The organism is Burkholderia sp. E168m23 (assembly GCF_016586125.1).
GTDB lineage: Bacteria > Pseudomonadota > Gammaproteobacteria > Burkholderiales > Burkholderiaceae > Burkholderia > Burkholderia orbicola.
In genome coordinates, this window is sequence record NZ_BCPP01000048.1 from 1 (window position 1) to 15,640 (window position 15,640).

Annotated in this window: 16 protein-coding genes and 2 pseudogenes; 4 read left to right on the forward strand and 14 right to left on the reverse strand. The window is 59.3% G+C overall.

What is annotated here, in order from left to right; genetic code table 11:
- A partial coding sequence (locus JMF90_RS04435) for a helix-turn-helix transcriptional regulator (protein WP_201324970.1) occupies positions 1 to 770 on the reverse strand: 770 nt, incomplete at its 3' end.
- A 90-nt stretch (positions 771 to 860) separates the two neighbouring features.
- Here JMF90_RS04435 and JMF90_RS04440 point away from each other — a divergent pair.
- The gene (locus JMF90_RS04440; RefSeq protein ID WP_027811578.1) at positions 861 to 1,769 is read left to right on the forward strand and encodes a DMT family transporter; all 909 of its coding nucleotides are present in this window, start codon (positions 861 to 863) and stop codon (positions 1,767 to 1,769) included.
- The gene (locus tag JMF90_RS04445) at positions 1,766 to 2,737 is read left to right on the forward strand and encodes an ATP-binding protein (protein WP_201317460.1); all 972 of its coding nucleotides are present in this window, start codon (positions 1,766 to 1,768) and stop codon (positions 2,735 to 2,737) included. Before JMF90_RS04440 ends, JMF90_RS04445 begins: the two co-directional genes overlap by 4 nt.
- Positions 2,738 to 2,745: 8 nt before the next feature.
- On the opposite strand, the gene JMF90_RS04450 is transcribed toward JMF90_RS04445, so the two are convergent.
- The 3 genes from JMF90_RS04450 to JMF90_RS04460 all read right to left on the reverse strand — a co-directional run bounded on the left by JMF90_RS04450 (position 2,746) and on the right by JMF90_RS04460 (position 5,526).
- Positions 2,746 to 3,159, reverse strand: a complete 414-nt coding sequence (locus tag JMF90_RS04450; RefSeq protein WP_236593062.1) for a hypothetical protein — start codon at positions 3,157 to 3,159, stop codon at positions 2,746 to 2,748.
- A 244-nt stretch (positions 3,160 to 3,403) separates the two neighbouring features.
- Positions 3,404 to 5,113, reverse strand: a complete 1,710-nt coding sequence (locus JMF90_RS04455) for a TniQ family protein (RefSeq protein WP_201317459.1) — start codon at positions 5,111 to 5,113, stop codon at positions 3,404 to 3,406.
- Positions 5,114 to 5,250: 137 nt separating this feature from the next.
- Entirely contained in the window at positions 5,251 to 5,526 is a 276-nt protein-coding gene (locus tag JMF90_RS04460; protein WP_201317458.1) for a hypothetical protein, read from the reverse strand.
- Positions 5,527 to 5,529: 3 nt separating this feature from the next.
- Between JMF90_RS04460 and JMF90_RS04465 the strand changes: the two are divergent.
- Positions 5,530 to 5,698: pseudogene (locus tag JMF90_RS04465) on the forward strand (IS3 family transposase); the annotation flags it as partial.
- Between the two features lie 262 nt (positions 5,699 to 5,960).
- Positions 5,961 to 6,165, forward strand: a pseudogene (locus JMF90_RS39980) (integrase core domain-containing protein); the annotation flags it as partial.
- A 258-nt stretch (positions 6,166 to 6,423) separates the two neighbouring features.
- On the opposite strand, the gene JMF90_RS04470 reads toward JMF90_RS39980, so the two are convergent.
- From JMF90_RS04470 to JMF90_RS04510, 10 genes are all read right to left on the reverse strand, one after another.
- Positions 6,424 to 7,011, reverse strand: coding sequence for a disulfide bond formation protein B (locus JMF90_RS04470; protein WP_201317457.1), 588 nt, complete (start codon positions 7,009 to 7,011; stop codon positions 6,424 to 6,426).
- 14 nt (positions 7,012 to 7,025) lie between these two features.
- Positions 7,026 to 7,178, reverse strand: a complete 153-nt coding sequence (locus JMF90_RS40770; RefSeq protein WP_226248821.1) for a DUF5993 family protein — start codon at positions 7,176 to 7,178, stop codon at positions 7,026 to 7,028.
- A 137-nt stretch (positions 7,179 to 7,315) separates the two neighbouring features.
- A complete protein-coding gene (locus tag JMF90_RS04475) occupies positions 7,316 to 9,406 on the reverse strand; it encodes a flagellar biosynthesis protein FlhA (protein ID WP_201317456.1) in 2,091 nt (696 codons plus the stop codon).
- Positions 9,403 to 10,542 carry a flagellar type III secretion system protein FlhB gene (flhB, locus tag JMF90_RS04480; protein ID WP_201317455.1) on the reverse strand — a complete coding sequence of 380 codons (1,140 nt, stop codon included), beginning with the start codon at positions 10,540 to 10,542 and terminating at the stop codon, positions 9,403 to 9,405. The genes JMF90_RS04475 and flhB overlap by 4 nt, the downstream gene beginning before the upstream one ends.
- Positions 10,539 to 11,336, reverse strand: coding sequence for a flagellar biosynthetic protein FliR (gene fliR / locus JMF90_RS04485; protein WP_201317454.1), 798 nt, complete (start codon positions 11,334 to 11,336; stop codon positions 10,539 to 10,541). Before fliR ends, flhB begins: the two co-directional genes overlap by 4 nt.
- A gap of 7 nt (positions 11,337 to 11,343) precedes the next feature.
- Positions 11,344 to 11,616, reverse strand: coding sequence for a flagellar biosynthesis protein FliQ (gene fliQ, locus JMF90_RS04490; protein WP_054928525.1), 273 nt, complete (start codon positions 11,614 to 11,616; stop codon positions 11,344 to 11,346).
- Positions 11,616 to 12,362 carry a flagellar type III secretion system pore protein FliP gene (gene fliP / locus JMF90_RS04495; protein WP_054928524.1) on the reverse strand — a complete coding sequence of 249 codons (747 nt, stop codon included), beginning with the start codon at positions 12,360 to 12,362 and terminating at the stop codon, positions 11,616 to 11,618. Before fliP ends, fliQ begins: the two co-directional genes overlap by 1 nt.
- Entirely contained in the window at positions 12,359 to 12,700 is a 342-nt protein-coding gene (fliN, locus tag JMF90_RS04500; protein WP_201317453.1) for a flagellar motor switch protein FliN, read from the reverse strand. The genes fliP and fliN overlap by 4 nt, the downstream gene beginning before the upstream one ends.
- Before the next feature lie 8 nt (positions 12,701 to 12,708).
- Entirely contained in the window at positions 12,709 to 13,503 is a 795-nt protein-coding gene (locus tag JMF90_RS04505; RefSeq protein ID WP_201317452.1) for a FliM/FliN family flagellar motor switch protein, read from the reverse strand.
- A 199-nt stretch (positions 13,504 to 13,702) separates the two neighbouring features.
- The gene (locus JMF90_RS04510; protein WP_126364770.1) at positions 13,703 to 14,611 is read right to left on the reverse strand and encodes a flagellin; all 909 of its coding nucleotides are present in this window, start codon (positions 14,609 to 14,611) and stop codon (positions 13,703 to 13,705) included.
- Positions 14,612 to 15,640 lie beyond the last annotated feature (1,029 nt).

Below are 15,640 nucleotides of genomic sequence, written 5' to 3' on the forward strand. Positions count from 1 at the left end.
AAGTGCCGCTTGAACATCGCGGAGAACGCACTCTGGCTGCTGTAGCCGTGATCCATCGCCACGGTCAGCACTTTCTCGCCGTGCGCCAGGCGCTTGAGCGCGAGCAGCAGCCGCGCCTGCTCGCGCCAGCGGCGGAAGCTGAGCCCCGTCTCGCGCCGGAACGCGCGATGCAGCGTGCGGACCGACAGGCCGAGCAGGTCGGCCCACTCGGCGATCGTGCGCAGGTCGTCGGGCGTGGCGACCAGCGTGTCGCAGATCGTCCGCAGGCGCGCATCGTGCGGCCACGGCAGGTACAGCGGCAACAGCGGCGCGACGGTCACTTCGGCAAGCAGCAGGCGCATCAGGTGATCGTGGCGCGAGCCCGGCGCGTAATCGAGCGGCACGTCGACCGCGGCGAGAATCAGCTCGCGCAGCAGCGGATGCACTTCGACGACGCAACTGCGCGCGGGCAGGTGCTCGACCGCGCCCGGTTCGACGAACACGGTACGCATCTGCACGTCGCCGCTCATCTGCACCGTATGGTCGAGGCCGGCTTCGAGCCAGACGCCGCGCGTCGGCGGCACGATCCACGACGCGCCTTCCGATTCCACGTGCATCACGCCCTCGATCGCGTAGAGCAATTGCGCGCGTCGATGGCGGTGCGGCGCGATCGACGTGCCGTGCACGTACGTGGCCGCCATCGCCGACACGGGCATCGGCGTCGATTCGTAGCGAAGGTGCGCAAACGGCGGGGTGGACTCGCGTGTCCGATTGGCGACAAGTCGTGACATTTTGGCGTGAGACAGGCAGTGGGCGGGCGGGCACGATGGCGTTCCGATTCACGCCAGCCTCCCTGTCACGATATTAATCCGTCAAACGCGATGAACAAGTCTCCTTTTCTGCTCCCCTTCTGTGCGATCGCGCTGTGGGCCGGCAACGTCGTCGTGTCGAAGCTGTCCGCCTCGACGATCGACCCGTCGGCCATCACGTTCTACCGGTTGCTGCTTGCGGTGGCGCTGATGAGCGTCTTCACGCTGCGCCCCGCGTGGCGCAATCGCGCGGTGCTCGTCGCGCACCTGCCGAAGCTCGCGACACTCGGCTTTCTCGCGATGGCGCTGTTCCAGAGCCTGTCCTACGAGGCCGCGAAGACGACCAGCGCGACCAACATGGCGATCATCACCGCGCTCGTACCGCTGATGACGATGCTGCTGAGCTCGCTGCTGCTCGGCGATCCGCCCGGCGCCGGCATGATCGGCGGCGGGGTGCTGTCGCTCGCGGGCGTCGTCTACCTGATCGCCGAAGGGCATCCAACGGCGATCGCCGCGCGCGGCGTGCATCCGGGCGACCTGCTGATGCTGGCCGCATCGGCCGCGTACGCGCTTTACGGCGTGCTGCTCAAGCGCTGGCGCATCGGCGCGCTGCCGGCCTGGCAGTCGACCTACGTGCAGGCGCTGGCCGCGCTCGTATTCATGGTGCCGATGCTGTTGCGCTTGCCCGCGCAGGCCGCGTGGCCGACGCGCGCGAGCGTGCCGCTGATCCTCTACGCCGGCGTGCTGGCGTCGGTGGTGCTCCCGTATCTGTGGATGCAGGGCGTGCGGCTGCTCGGCCCGAGCCGTTGCGCGATGTTCATGAACCTGCTGCCCGTGATGACGGCCGCCGGCGCGATCGTGCTGCTCGGCGAATCGCTGCGGCTGTATCACCTGATCGGCGGCAGCGTCGCGCTGCTCGGCGTCGCGATCGCGCAGCGCTTTCCGTTTCAGGCCGGCGGGGCGCAAGGAGTCCGTCAATGAGCGCCCATCCCGACATGCAGGACCTGGTGGCCGCGCTGCCGGACGGACGGGCGCCGGTCGCCGCGCCGGCGCTCGCGCGTCAGCTCGAACGGATCGCGACCGCGCTCGAGGCGCTCGCGGGCACCCGCGCGCCGGCGGCCGTCGATTTCGATGCGGCCATCGCGTTTCGCTGGCGCGGTTTCGGCGCGGGCCATCAAACGGCGCCGCTCGAGCCGATCGCCGCGCCCGCGCTCGTCGCGTTCGACGCGCTGCGCAACGTCGGCCGCCAGGCGGCGATCGTCGAGCGGAACACGCGGCAGTTCGTGCACGGGTTCGCGGCCAATCACGTGTTGCTGACCGGCGCGCGCGGCACCGGCAAGTCGTCGATCGTGAAGGCGTGCCTGCATGCGTTCGCAGCGCACGGCTTGCGGCTGATCGAGGTCAGCAAGGAAGGGCTGAACGATCTGCCGGCGATCGTCGAGCTGGTGCGCACGCGGCCCGAGCGCTACCTGGTGTTTTGCGACGACCTGTCGTTCGAGGCCGGTGAGACCGGCTACAAGGGGCTCAAGACGGTGCTCGACGGCTCGGTCGCGAGCGACCTGTCGAACGTGCTGGTGTACGCGACGTCGAATCGGCGCCACCTGATGCCCGAGCAGGCGAGCGACAACGCGAACGTGACGCGCGCGGAGAACGGCGAACTGCATCCGGGCGACGCGGTCGAGGAGCGGATTTCGCTGTCCGAGCGCTTCGGGATCTGGGTCACGTTCTACGGCTTCACGCAGGACGAGTACCTTGCCGTCGTCGAGAGCCGCCTCGGCGCGGCCGGTTTCGATGACGCGCAGATTCGTGCGGCGCGCGAGCCCGCGCTGCAGTGGGCGCTCGAACGCGGCGCGCGCTCGGGCCGTATCGCGGTGCAATTCGCGCGCGATTACGCGGGACGGCTCACGGACGAAAGCGGCGAGGGCGCGCCTGTGCGCCCGGCTGCCTGAGCTGCGCGCTACAGCAGCCGCTCGGACAGCACGCGGAATGCGACGTCCGGCACGACGAAGCACAGCGGCTCGCCGGTCGCGCCGATGCGGGCGAGGAAGTCGCCGCCGCCGGTGGGCCCGACCGTCTTCAGCGGCCGTACCGCGTCGACGTCGATCGGCAGGTCGATCGACGCATGGGCAAGACGATCGCAGTCTTCCACATGGGCGACGGCCGCGTGCTGCAGCGACAGCGCGGCGACGGCCGTGCGCCAGTCGTCGAAGAACGGCGCGAAGGCGTCCGGCAGCGTCCGGTCGTGCGACGCCTCGGCCGTGCAGCGGAAGTCGGGCGCGCTGCCGCCGCTGCCCGCCAGCCGCGTGTCGTAGCGGCCATCCTTTGGGTGACAATTATTATGGAAAATTTGAACGCCTAGATTACTTGTCAAATAAAGAGCAGGATGATCGAAGGCAAAGAAATATAATTATGGAAAATTACGACGATGGAAAAACGTGTGGATATTTCTAATAAGAGGAATGTTATGTTGTGTGCGTCGATATGCGCGGCAAGGTCGCATGCGATGCGGTTGTGGGTGGCGATTTGGGTTGGTGGGATGCTATTGGCGAATTACTAATAGTCTGGCTGGTCTGGGAGTTTGCTCTGGTGCTGGGTTTGACTGGCGTTGGGGGATTTTAATTTTGAGAATTTGTTTGCTCGGGGGATTTATATGTTTTTTTGAACTCTGAGATTATTTGATCAGCCAGCGCGCTGATTTTCTGAGTCCGCCAAAGGCTGGCCTTTGAGATAATGTTGCTTGTTGTTATGGCGGAGTGCTTTAAAACAAGTTGTTCAAGCGCCCATCGAAGCTGTCTTTCTCTCAGGTTGCTATTTGATGATTTAAATGCGGCATGGAGTTCGGTGTGTTTATTGATGGTTATTCTAGCTTGGGATATCGTTAGGTTGGAGTTTTTTGCAAGATCAATCAAGCGAATTGCGTGTGGGCATCCGAATTCATGCGAAAAAAGTCGCAGGGATTCAAAAAGAAGCGAAGCCCGTTTGAGGAGGAGGGGGCTTAATGTATTCCTCTTGTTCCGGGCTTGGGGTGCGGCCTGACTTTTGATCGTAGCTAGCCAATCTCCATCTCGAATAATTGCGCGATGGTACACCGGGGAATAAACAATAACGTGCCAGGTTTGTGAGGTGTTTCCTTTGTGATGGAGTGTGGTATTGATTTTTTCTCGATCTTCTTGTATCGATGGCAGTCGATGAATCCATCGGCGCATTGATTCGGGGCGCTGAAGCTGAACCCAATTTTGATCAAAAATTCTTAATAACCAATACCATCTATACTGGATCATTGAGTTAAATGGGCGATGTTTGGTCGTGGTGTATTCTGTAAATAACTCGCGCGCTTTTGGAATGCTGACTGTCAAGGTTAATGGCAATTTCGGCGCGCGGTGGTTTTGTTTGATAGATTCATCGATTGATGTGAAAAAATTTTCTAATTTTATTTTAGAGGCGGAAAGTACGGCGCAACAATCGCCGGGTCGGTGAAATTCATGTCTGGTGGGAATTGTTGTAATTAGCTTGTTGTCGTATGAGTGGAAGATATACGATCCATTTTCGATCTGAAATTCTCCAAAAGCAGATGATAGAAGCTTCTCGTAACTAATGGGCCGAATTATATGTCTCAAAAATGAGTCGACTTGACGGAATGAGTGAGAAAAGATGCGATTATTTAGCGCTTCAATGCTCAGGGTTGTCAAGATTTTTTGTCCGTCAGATGGAGAGATATCGTCAGCGTCTTCGGTCAAATCATGCCCGCATATGCACCGCAGACTGGCGGCAGCGAGGAGTCCGCATTGAAGTAATACGGCGTGGCAGCATATCGGGCAAGTACGTCGAAGAGCAATTTGATGAAGAGGGCAATGCTCGATATTTGGTAGCTGATTTGATCGATGCCAGTATGGTTCTCCATACGTTTGGTAGTCTTTCAATAGACAGTGTGGGCAATATCGAATTGATCTATCTTTTGATTTAATGTGGTTAGTTCCATTGCGCACCGATGTCGGGTTGTGTTTGTCGCTGAATAGTTTTGGCAGGGAACGCGTGCCGAGTAAATACCCATCTCGAATTTCTGCAGCGCCAAACGTAAGGCGATATGGTAGCGTTGTGTAATTAAGAAGTATGTCTTCGTATTCAATTTCGAGAATGTCGCACAGGTTGTTTACTCTTTTGGTAAATGGGAGGATATCGAAGGGGGCTTGGCGAGAGGGGGCGGTAAAGCCGATTTTTCGTAGCAATGAGTTCCCATCAACTGCATTGTGCAGACAGACTCGCGCAAGCCATGAGCCGAATATTTCATCGGGATAGGGCGACGCAACGAACGGGAGGCGTAGCATTGATCGCTGATCCTTAGGGCGTCTGTTTGAAATAGCATAGCAACTATGGCGGTATGCGCAAGCCGTGACGCCGAATCTGTCCCCGCGACATTGAACACCATCGATCGGCAGCGTAAGTTGGGGTGAATAGGTGCAACTCATCGGTTTGAGAGCATTCTCGCAGGAGGCAGCGTGCGGTGCGCGATTCGATGGCGAGCGCAGAGATTGCCGCAGCGGCGGCGAATGATGTGAAATTCGGCACCGGCAATGGCGACCTTGCGGATATTGTTGTCCACGAGCGAGTCATCGTCGACTTTCGTGGCCATCGTGATGCGCGCGCCGAGGTGCGCGGCCGCGGCGGCTTGGTTCGCGCCCTTGCCTCTGTCGGGGAACTCGAAGTTCGGCGCCTCGAGCATTTTGTCTTGGGCGGGCATGCGCGCGACGTGCGACTGCGTCAGCTGCGGCTGGGAAGCGTAAATTGCATCACTTGCTCGGACCGGCGTTCGTCGAACGAGGCATCAAGCAGGACGAGATGGATTGTTCGATGTGCAGCGCGCCGCGCGGCTGCCAATCATGCCGCATCGGGCGTATCATAAGACGACGCAATGACACCATCACTTCCGGCATTACCAGAATCTACCGAAACCTTGGCCGTATTCCACCGATCCTGACAAGAATTCCCTGAATAGAGGAACGGTGGCGATCGAACAGTTGGGCAATCTGATGTAGCGTGTCACCTTTGCGCCACCGCTCCAACGTCAATGCTTTTTGAGGCTCGCTGTGGCAGATCCTGCGCCGCTGTTTTATTAGCAACACCTCCACTGCTTACCCAGCGTGTAGTGTGTTGCATCGACCGGTTGAATCCGCCTGCGATGACGGACGGACACGACTGATATCAGAACCCGTTGGCCAAGCGGATCAACGGCATCTTCTAAGGCGAGTTCTTCTTGCGACGTCCCGCTGGCGTGGCGCAGGCCGTCAAAATGGTCGAGCAATTGGCGCGCATCTACAACCATTAACGATCCTGAAGCCTGAAATACAGAACGCCCGATGCGGTGCATCGGGCGTTCTAGGGTCGAGATACTGTCAACCTATTCTACGACTTGACACTCCGCATGTGTTGCGCCGCACGGTAGGCATGTGACATCGATTCCGATACAACTTCACTTGCTTTGAGCAAGTTACTCGCCGAAATTTCAAATGTGCGGGATCGAATTGATGGATGTGCTGGAGTTCCTCAGGTGCTTGTCCGTGCGTATCGCACACGACATTGATTTTATTTTCGAAAATACCATCATTTAACATGAAACACTGCCCGCTTCCCGGAATACTCAATTATTTCGGAAATGTTCGAGCAGTTCGTACACGACGGGATCGCTCGCGCACTGACCGCCACCGCATTCGAGTAATGTCGATACGAGATTGGCGACGATCGTAAGCCCGAAGACTGCAATCGCGATTCGCCCGCTGGTACTCAGCGACGCGGGTTGCACAGTATGGCTTGTGTGGCGGACGGCAAGCAGCAAGGAAACATACAAAATGATCAACACCGACGCGATAAAGCACCATGTGTAGAAATGGAGGCCCCACAGAGCTGAACCATACGCTCCTGAATCAGGTGAGATGTGTAGCAGTACCTGACGACCTGCGATGACGCCGGTTGCGACAGCGCTGACGAGCATGCAGCAATAATGGGTGCCACGTACGCCGTATCTGACGTTCATTGCGAATCCGATCCCGGCGAGGATCAATCCGACGCGCTGCAGTAAGCAAAGTGGACAGGGTAGCTCATTGAATGCAAGTTGATAATAGAATGCGATGAGCAGTGCTGCACTAATCGCAATTAATGCAAGAACATCTAGCGTATTGTTCGTCGTCGCGTTGTCGTTGCTATCGTTTCGTGGAATCTTCATTTCCATTATCGCGATGTCATTTAGAGGGATAGATTGAGCGAATCTGTCGCGTGATGAGCGAATGAGAAAAGTGTGGAGATCAGTGCGACGACGAACAAAGAGATCGTACGTGAACGTGTACCGTATATCATTGAGACGAACGATGCGAGTGACAACAGAAACGGAAGAAACATAAAAATTTCGAGTCCTTCAGGTGGTGGTTAAAACGAACAGCGTAACGAGGTTGGGTCAGACGACCGAAAATCGATTGCCTGTCACAGGTTGGAATAGAAGAGCCGGCAAGGCCGCCGTAGCGATCATGGCAGGGGCGTCATCCAAGCGTGCCGACAATGCTGACTTCCTTGTTGTCGGGAACTTCGTTGTACGACAGGATGGTTAGGTCCGGAGAGAACAGTTTGGCGTACCGCGCGAGCATCGGGCGAATGCGTGGCACCACGATCAGCACTGGGGCGGCACCCATTTGTTTCAATTGTTCGACCACCGCCGGCATATGGGTCTGCAACTGTGAGAGCACGTTCGGTTCGACCGGGAAGTTGTCCAGCGGCACACGGGTTCCCGATTGCTCCGCGAGACTTAGGGCATTCAGCAGAATGTTCTCGAGTTCCACCGTCAGGCTGAAGCCCTTGAGTGCCTCGTGCTGGGCGCCAAGTCCGGCCACGATCTGGCGACGCAGTGCGCAGCGGACTTCGGCCACGAGCAGCAGCGGGTCCTTGGTGGTTTCCGCGGCTTCCACCAGCGTGGCGGACACGGTTTCGATGTCCTTGATCGACACGTTCTCGGCCAACAACGTACGGAACACCTTGCGCAACTGACTGTGCGTGAGGCATTTTCCCAGCGCATCGGCCAGCGCTGGCGCAATGGCCGTCAGGCGTTCGATGATGGCGGTCACATGATCGTAGCTGAACAGGTCGGGAATCGTTTCGCGAATTAACTTGGCCGCATGCGTGGCGATCACCGTCGCGCAATCGACGACCTGGTAGCCGAGGCCGAGGGCATGGGCCTTCTGGTCGGGCTCGATCCACGTGACGGGCATGCCGTAGGCAGGGTCGATGTCGGGTGTGCCATCCAATTCCCCGTAGACGGTAGGTGACGGAATGGCCATCAGCTTTCCCGGTTGCACTTGGGCCTGAGCCAGTTTGGTGCCATTGAGCATGATGGTGTAACTGGAGGGGGGCAGGCTCATGTCGTCGCGCGCGCCGATGGCCGGTAGCAGGAAGCCGAGCTGTTCCGATAGGGTTTGTCGGGTGCCATGCAGACGGCGCACCAGTGGCGCGCCCTGAGCGCGGTCCAACATCTCCACCAGCTTGTAGCCGAGGGATACCGAAAGCGCGTCCACATACGGCAGGCTGCTCCAGTCGATCGATTCGTTGTCGGGCGCGGCTAGCGTGGCTTGCATGACGCGGGCGGTTTCTTCCGCCTCGACCGCTGCGGAGGGCGAAGTCCGCTGCGTCATCCGATAGCCGACGTAACCGAGCACTGCTGCAAAGCACAGAAACACCAATGTTGGCATGCCCGGGATCAGGCCCAGCGCGGCCATCAGTGCGGAAGCGCTGAACAGCACCAACGGCGAAGCCAGCAACTGCTGGCCGACCTGTTCCTCGAAGTCGCGTGCATCGTCGATGCGGGTGACAATGACCGCGGCGGCGGCGGACAGCAGGAGGGCGGGTATTTGCGCGACCAGGCCGTCCCCGATGGCCAGCAGCGCATACTTGTGGAATGCCTCGCCTGCAGGCAAGCCGTGCATGATGACGCCGATGATCACGCCACCGATCATGTTCGTGATGAGAATCAGAATGCCGGCGATGGCGTCGCCGCGCACGAACTTCGAGGCGCCATCCATGGCGCCGTAAAAGTCGGCTTCGGTCGTAACGTCCTTGCGGCGTTGCTGGGCCTGTGCCTGTGTGATGACACCGGCGTTCAGATCGGCGTCGATGGCCATCTGCTTGCCGGGCAGCGCATCGAGGGTGAAACGCGCCGACACTTCCGAGATGCGCTCCGCACCCTTGGTGACCACGACGAAGTTGATGATCATCAGGATCACGAACACGACCAGCCCGACCACGAAGTTGCTGCCGATCACTACATTGGCGAACGATTCGATCACTTGGCCGGCTGCGCTCGCGCCCGTGTAGCCATTGAGCAAAACTACGCGTGTGGATGCGACGTTCAATGTCAGGCGCATCAGCGTGGCAGCCAGGATAATGGTCGGGAAGGCCGAGAAGTCCAGCGGTCGCTTCACGGTCACGGCCACCATGACCACCACGATGGACAGCACGATGTTGAACGTGAACATGATGTCCAACGCGGCTGGCGGAAGCGGCAGGATTACCATCGCCAGGATGGTGAACAGGGCGAGAGGCGCAGCAAACTTCAGGCGCTTGAGCAGGTCGATCACGTTCATCGGGATTGGGACTTTTGCAAGTGTTCGGGAATGGTGATGCCAGTGGGTAGCGATGGTGAAACGTCGCGTCCGCCGTTGCGGAATGCCTTGATCTGTAAAACGTAGGACAACACCAGCGCTACCGCGCGATACAGCTCTGCCGGAATTTGCTGATTGATCTGGCTGGTGTGGTAGATCGCACGCGCCAGCGGCGGCAGCTCGAGCACCTCGACGTTGTGCCCTCGGGCGACGTCGCGAATGAACAGCGCAACCTCATCGACCCCCTTGGCTACGACGTACGGCGCTTGTGCTCGCGTTACGTCGTACTTGAGTGCAACTGCATAGTGGGTCGGGTTTATCACCACCACATCTGCGGTTGGCACGGTCTTGCGGATTCCCTGGCGCGCGATCTGGCGCTGGATTTGGCGGATGCGGCTCTTGACCTCGGGCTTTCCTTCGGATTGCTTCATCTCCTCTTTGATGTCACGCTTGCTCATCCGCTGGCCGCGCTTGAAGATGATTTGTTGTACCGGTATGTCGACGAGTGCGAACACGATGATGATGCACGTCAGCGTGAGCGCAGAGGTCAGGAACAGGTTTGCCCCACCGGTCAGTGCATCGGCGAGCGGCGCGCCTTGCAAGCGGATGAAGCCGCTCAAGTTGGAGCGGCAGACGATGAAGAGCGTGGCCATCAATACGAGGGCCTTGAGCACGGTCGTGCCGAACTGCACGTAATGCTTGCCGGACACCAGGCGCTTGAGCCCGGAAAGCGGGTTCAAGCGGTTCAGCTTCGGCATGACGTTTTTGTGGCTTATGGTCCAGCCGCCCGGTACCAACGACGCGACGATGATGCCGGCGGGCACCGCGGCCAGCGGGGCAAGCATCTTGCACAATAGCAGCGCCGCTGCGGGAAATAGCATCGACGCCGCATTGCCGATCCTGTCGTCGCCGGAAAGGTCTGCAAACGACAGCGCGAAAATGTGCTTGAGTTCAACCAGCCACGCCGGGGCTAGTACGACGATAAGCTTGAGAGCAATCAGAATTCCCACACACGTGCCGATATCTCGCGAACGTGCAACCTGGCCTTCCATTCTGGCTTTGCGCAGTTTCTGCGGGGTGGCCTTTTCTGTCTTGTCGCCGGTTTGTTGCTCGCTCATTGCATTCCCCCGTTGCCGAGGGGCCGCGTCGCGAGTCGGTCGTAGAGTTCTAGAACGTGCTCCACCATGCGACCGTAGTGATCCGGCAGTGACGGCAATAGCAGCGTCAGCAGTAACAGCCCGAACATGGTCGTGATCGAAAAGCCCAACGCAAAAAGATTCAGTGCGGGTGCTACGCGATTGAGGAGGCCCAGGCCGACTTGTACTACCAGCGTAGCGAACATCACCGGAAGCGCCAACGCCACGGCGGCGGAGAACACCCAGCCTACTGCGAATGCGAGATGCTTGAGCGCGTCGAGATCGAAGGCAAAACGACCGACCGGCCAGACTGCAAAGCTGCGCGCGATGACAGCCGTCAGGATCAGGTGGCCGTCAACTGCGAAGAACAGCAGGATGAACACCACGTACATGACGCTGGTGAGTACGTCGGCCATCTGGCCATTCATCGGATCGTTGATTTGCGCCATGGACAGGCCCAATTGCGACGACGCGACGGTACCGAAAATCTGCAGCGCGCCCAGCACGAGATGGAACACGAAGCCGAGCAGGCCGCCTATCAGGACCTGTTCGGCCACGGCAGCCACACCTTCGAGCTGCAGCAGGTCGATCACGGGCATCGCCGGAATACCGGGCTGTATGGCTAATGCGAGGATGAGGGCGATCAGCAGGCGAATGCGCACAGGGACCATTGCGTCACCCAGGATCGGCGACGCGGCCAGCGCGGCAGCGATTCGGCAGAAAGGCCAGAAGATCGTGTTCGCGAGCGGCAGGAGCTTGGCAAGGACAATTTCCATTGCCGAGTCACCCGGTCAGTTGTGCGGCGCGGCTGAAGATCTCAACCGTGTAATGCATGACGCGGCCGGTCATCCACGGGCCAGCCAGCGCGAGTGCGACCAGCGTCGTGATCAGGCGCGGAAGAAAGCTCATCGTCTGCTCATTGATTTGCGTCGCGGCCTGGAATATGGCCACCAGCACACCCGTGATCAGGCCTGGTGTAATCAGCACGAGGATGATGACGAGCACCAGGCGCAACGCGTCGACGGCGAAGCTGGCAGCCAGATCGGGAGTCAGCATCAGTAGGCCTTCACGCTGGTAATGAGGGTGTTGACGGTAAGTGACCATCCGTCCACCAGTACGAACAAGAGCAGCTTCAGCGGCAGCGAGATGACGAGTGGCGACAGCATCATCATGCCCATTGCCATCAGCACGGACGCGACAATGATGTCGACGATCAGGAACGGGATGAACAGCATGGCGCCCATCTGGAACGCAGTCTTCAGTTCGCTCAGCACGAACGCCGACAATTTAACCAGGAACGGCTGCTTCTCCGGGTCCGTGATTTTTTCGGTGCCGGAGAGTTTGGCCATCTGCGCAAGCGTGGCCTTGTTCGTCTGCGCAAGCATATAGCGCCCCAGCGGTTGTTCCGATGTCGCGAGCGCGGCCTGCATGCTGATCTTGCCCTGGTCGTATGGCACGAACGCCTTTTGCCAGATTTCCTCGCCGACCGGGCGCATCGTAAGCATGGTGAGCACCAGCGCGACACCCGTCACGATGCGTCCCGGCAATCCTTGCTGCAGGCCTAGCGCCTGCTTGACCAGTGACAGCACGATCACATAGCGCAGGAAGCTCGTCATCGTCATCAGCAGCGCGGGCAGTAGCCCGAGCAGCGTCATCAGAACGAGGATCTGAGTTTTGACTGTGAAGCCTTGTCCGCCGACGGCATCGGATGCGAGCGTCAGCGTGTCGGCTTGAACGAGTGCGGGCACTGCGAAAACGGCTAACGCCAGACCCAGATGGGGCAGGAGGTCGCGATTCTTCATGTCGCAAGCGAGTTGAGGTCGTCGAGTTCGATGATGCGTAACCCGTAGTGTTCTCCCGAGACGACGACTTCGCCCAAGCCCACCGGCGTACCATTTACCTTGATGACGAGGGGTTCGCCGGCAAGGCGATTGAGCTCCACCGTCGAGCCGGTTTCGTACGACAGCAGATCGGCTAGCGGTACGGTGGCCTCCCCAACCTCCAGCGTCAAGCGCACGGGAATGCGGCGCAGCATACGCATCGGGTCGCGCGGCGAAGCAGGTTCGGTGATGGATTGGGGATCGTCGCCCAGATCCAGATCGCCCAGCGCGGAGAGATCAAGGTCAGTGGTCGAGGTCATGTTGGGGGTTACTCCACGGGTTCGAAAGAAGTAATCCACAGCGCGCCTTGGTGTTCGGCCAAGGCCGCGCGGTAGAGGCGGACGTTATCGACGAGCACGTCGACGGTATCGGGCAAGCGAACGGGCAGGACGTCGCCTGGCCTCATGCGAAGCAGTTCGTCGAGGCGCATGTCCTTGGACAGCACGTGCACCGACATCGTGACGGGGATGCACACGTTGGCCGGAGCACTATCGGGTGCAGCACGCAGGTGCTGAGCATCGAGGCGTGCAAACAAGTGGTCGACCCACCTGTCGTCCAATGCGAATTCGACGTCGCCACCGACGTTGCGCAAGGGCTCCGAGATGGTCATGCGCAGGACGCGGACGCCCGGGCCGGGCAGGATGTCCCCACTTGGCAAAAAGGGCTCTGCCTGGTCGCCGAGCATCGCTGAAGCAAACGCGGTTAGCAGCGCGGTGTGTTGTTGTGCCGCAAAACGCCGTTCCGCCCCGGTTTCCGGCGCGGGCGCTGGGGCGTTCGGTACGGCTTCGTCCAGCGAAGTGTCGTAATGACAGGCCAGCAGTGCCAGCAGTAGCGCGCGGTCGCAGCGCACTGAAATCTGTCCATGGTTGCATGCATAGGTGCGCCAGACTGCCGCATTGCGCGACCGCATCGCGGCGACAGAGAGCCCGGTGACGACGAAGCGCGTGCCACGGCGCAGATTGAACCGTTCATGAAGGGAGTGGTCGATTCTGCGCTTGATATCTTGCAGCACATCCTCGAGCAAATGGTATGGACGCCCCAGCGTGCACGGATCAAGCACCACCGGAGATGCGGCTCGGCTGCTGCGGGAGTGGGAGGGAGATGCTGACACGGTCAAGGGGTCGTTTTGAAGAAGAGTGGGCGCCATTGTCGGCAGCGTGCTGCATGGAGCGGAGAATGTTGAACAGAGTTTGAACACCCCAAAAAAAACGACCCGCTCGTGGCGGGCCGGTTTTGAACTCCAGTGAATCGCGAGGCAATGCTTACTGAAGCAGCGACAAGACCATCTGGTTCATGCTGCTGGTTTGCTTGAGCATCGACATGCTGGCTTGCAGCAGTACTTGCTGCGAGCTCATCTTGGCGGATTCCGATGCCATGTCGGCGTCCATGATGCGGCCTTCGGCGTCAGCCGTGTTCGTCGACATGTTGGCCAGGTTGTTGTGGGTGTGCTCGAGGCGGTTTTCTGCCGCACCGATGGCCGAGCGCAGCGCGCCCACGTCGTCAAGCACGTTGTTGATCAGATCGATCGTCGCGTTGGCCTCCTCAGTCAGCTCCTTGCCGGCCACTTCAGGCTGGCCTGCTTCCGGGCCCTTGTAAGTTGCCGACAGGCCCTCGAACTTGGTGTGCGCGTTTGTGACGTGCTTGGAGAAATCGACGGTCATCGTTTCGTCCTTGGTGGCGCCGATCTGGAAGGTGATTTCCTTGGTCAGGCGACCGCCCTCGCTCGCTACCGTGTCGTCTGCATTTTTGACTTCCTTCTGCATCAGCTTGGCGCCGCCGTACGACGTGTTCTTCATGATGTTCGACAGTTCCTTGCCCAGCGCATCGTACTCGGCCTGCATGGCAGACTTTTCGTTTGCCGAGGACGATCCGTCAGCGGCCTGCGTGGCCAGATCCTTCATGCGGTACAGAATGTTGGTGACTTCCTTCATCGCGCCGTCAGCGGTTTGGAGCAGCGACGATGCATTTTGCGTGTTCTGCATGGCCATGCCCATGCCGCGGGTTTGCGCTTGCAGGCGCACGGCGATCTGCAGGCCGGCAGCGTCGTCCTTGGCGGAGTTGATGCGCAAGCCGGTGCCCAGGCGGGTCATCGTGGTGTTCAGGCTGCTACTGGTGCTGCCGATCGCCTTCTTGATGTTCATGGCGGCGGCGTTGGTGTGCAGGCTCAGCATGGTATGTAATCCTTAAATCTAGACTAGGTTTGGGGTATTTGTTTGTCGCTGCCCACTTGTCAGGAGGCGACGCCTGTTCAAGACGGCAGGCGATCCACAGACGTTAAATCGAATCGAGTCGGCCAAGCGGGAGATGCGGCGCGGCGGACGTGCAAACGTCGAGATTGCTTCTCCGCTGGCGGGGGAATGCTTGCCATTTGAGCGGTGCCGAGCGATGGCGCTATGAGTCGCTGCAATAGCGCCAGTGAAAACTGGCCGCGGCTTTTTGCCGTGGACTGATCTCGCGTATGTCCGTGCGCGCTGAGATAGGCGGGCTCGCCACGGGGGGGGCAGTGAATACTGCTGTGCTGGCGTTCCCGCGCGTAGCGACATGCAATTGATTCGGCCCGTTAAAATGTGGCGACTCCGGAAAATAAGAGTTGTCTGATATTGGGCATGGCGGATTTCGCTCACACTTTAGCTCTACATTGGGATCTGTATCGCAGGTCCAAAAGGAGCTGGTTTGAGATTCAGGTCTCGCCGCGCAAACTTCACACTTGGCATTTCTCTTGCCACCGGTTCGCACTTGGGTGGCCCGTCCGTTAGGTTGCTGGCGATTCGCCGTCAGTGACGAGCGTTGCGCATAGCGCGTGTTGAGAAACGTACGAGTTCGGTTTGACTGACGTCTGATCTTCAATCTCATGGCCTTTCTCGCACCCTGTGCATGCGGGGGCTGCTGACGCAGTGCCGAGCGATTTCGGCTCCGCTGAAATGTTTGCGGCCTCGCGATATTTTTTCGCATCAAGGACGCCGCAATTCGTAGTGTGCATTCTGTCTATCCTTGCGGGGGGAACTCCGCTGCTTAACCGTGGGCTCCACGAATTCCGTTCGATCGCGTATTGACGGGGATACGTCAGTGGGTGCCTCCCAAAATCCTCATCAGTCTCGCAATCATGTCGACAGTCACACCCGCCGATGCAAAAAAGCCGCGCATTGCGCTCCTGGAAGACAACGTCGCACATGCGAGAACCGTTCGGCACTGGCTCGAGG

Excerpts from the sequence above, each read along its gene's own strand:
- JMF90_RS40770 (WP_226248821.1), bottom strand. The coding sequence starts at position 7,178 with ATGTTTCTTCCGTTTCTGTTGTCACTCGCATCGTTCGTCTCAATGATA.
- JMF90_RS04510 (WP_126364770.1), bottom strand. The coding sequence starts at position 14,611 with ATGCTGAGCCTGCACACCAACGCCGCCGCCATGAACATCAAGAAGGCG.
- JMF90_RS04475 (WP_201317456.1), bottom strand. The coding sequence starts at position 9,406 with ATGAACGTGATCGACCTGCTCAAGCGCCTGAAGTTTGCTGCGCCTCTC.
- fliP (WP_054928524.1), bottom strand. The coding sequence starts at position 12,362 with ATGAAGAATCGCGACCTCCTGCCCCATCTGGGTCTGGCGTTAGCCGTT.
- JMF90_RS04440 (WP_027811578.1), top strand. The coding sequence starts at position 861 with ATGAACAAGTCTCCTTTTCTGCTCCCCTTCTGTGCGATCGCGCTGTGG.
- fliQ (WP_054928525.1), bottom strand. The coding sequence starts at position 11,616 with ATGCTGACTCCCGATCTGGCTGCCAGCTTCGCCGTCGACGCGTTGCGC.
- fliN (WP_201317453.1), bottom strand. The coding sequence starts at position 12,700 with ATGACCTCGACCACTGACCTTGATCTCTCCGCGCTGGGCGATCTGGAT.
- JMF90_RS04460 (WP_201317458.1), bottom strand. The coding sequence starts at position 5,526 with ATGCCCGCCCAAGACAAAATGCTCGAGGCGCCGAACTTCGAGTTCCCC.
- flhB (WP_201317455.1), bottom strand. The coding sequence starts at position 10,542 with ATGAGCGAGCAACAAACCGGCGACAAGACAGAAAAGGCCACCCCGCAG.
- fliR (WP_201317454.1), bottom strand. The coding sequence starts at position 11,336 with ATGGAAATTGTCCTTGCCAAGCTCCTGCCGCTCGCGAACACGATCTTC.
- JMF90_RS04445 (WP_201317460.1), top strand. The coding sequence starts at position 1,766 with ATGAGCGCCCATCCCGACATGCAGGACCTGGTGGCCGCGCTGCCGGAC.
- JMF90_RS04455 (WP_201317459.1), bottom strand. The coding sequence starts at position 5,113 with ATGCTACGCCTCCCGTTCGTTGCGTCGCCCTATCCCGATGAAATATTC.
- JMF90_RS04470 (WP_201317457.1), bottom strand. The coding sequence starts at position 7,011 with ATGGAAATGAAGATTCCACGAAACGATAGCAACGACAACGCGACGACG.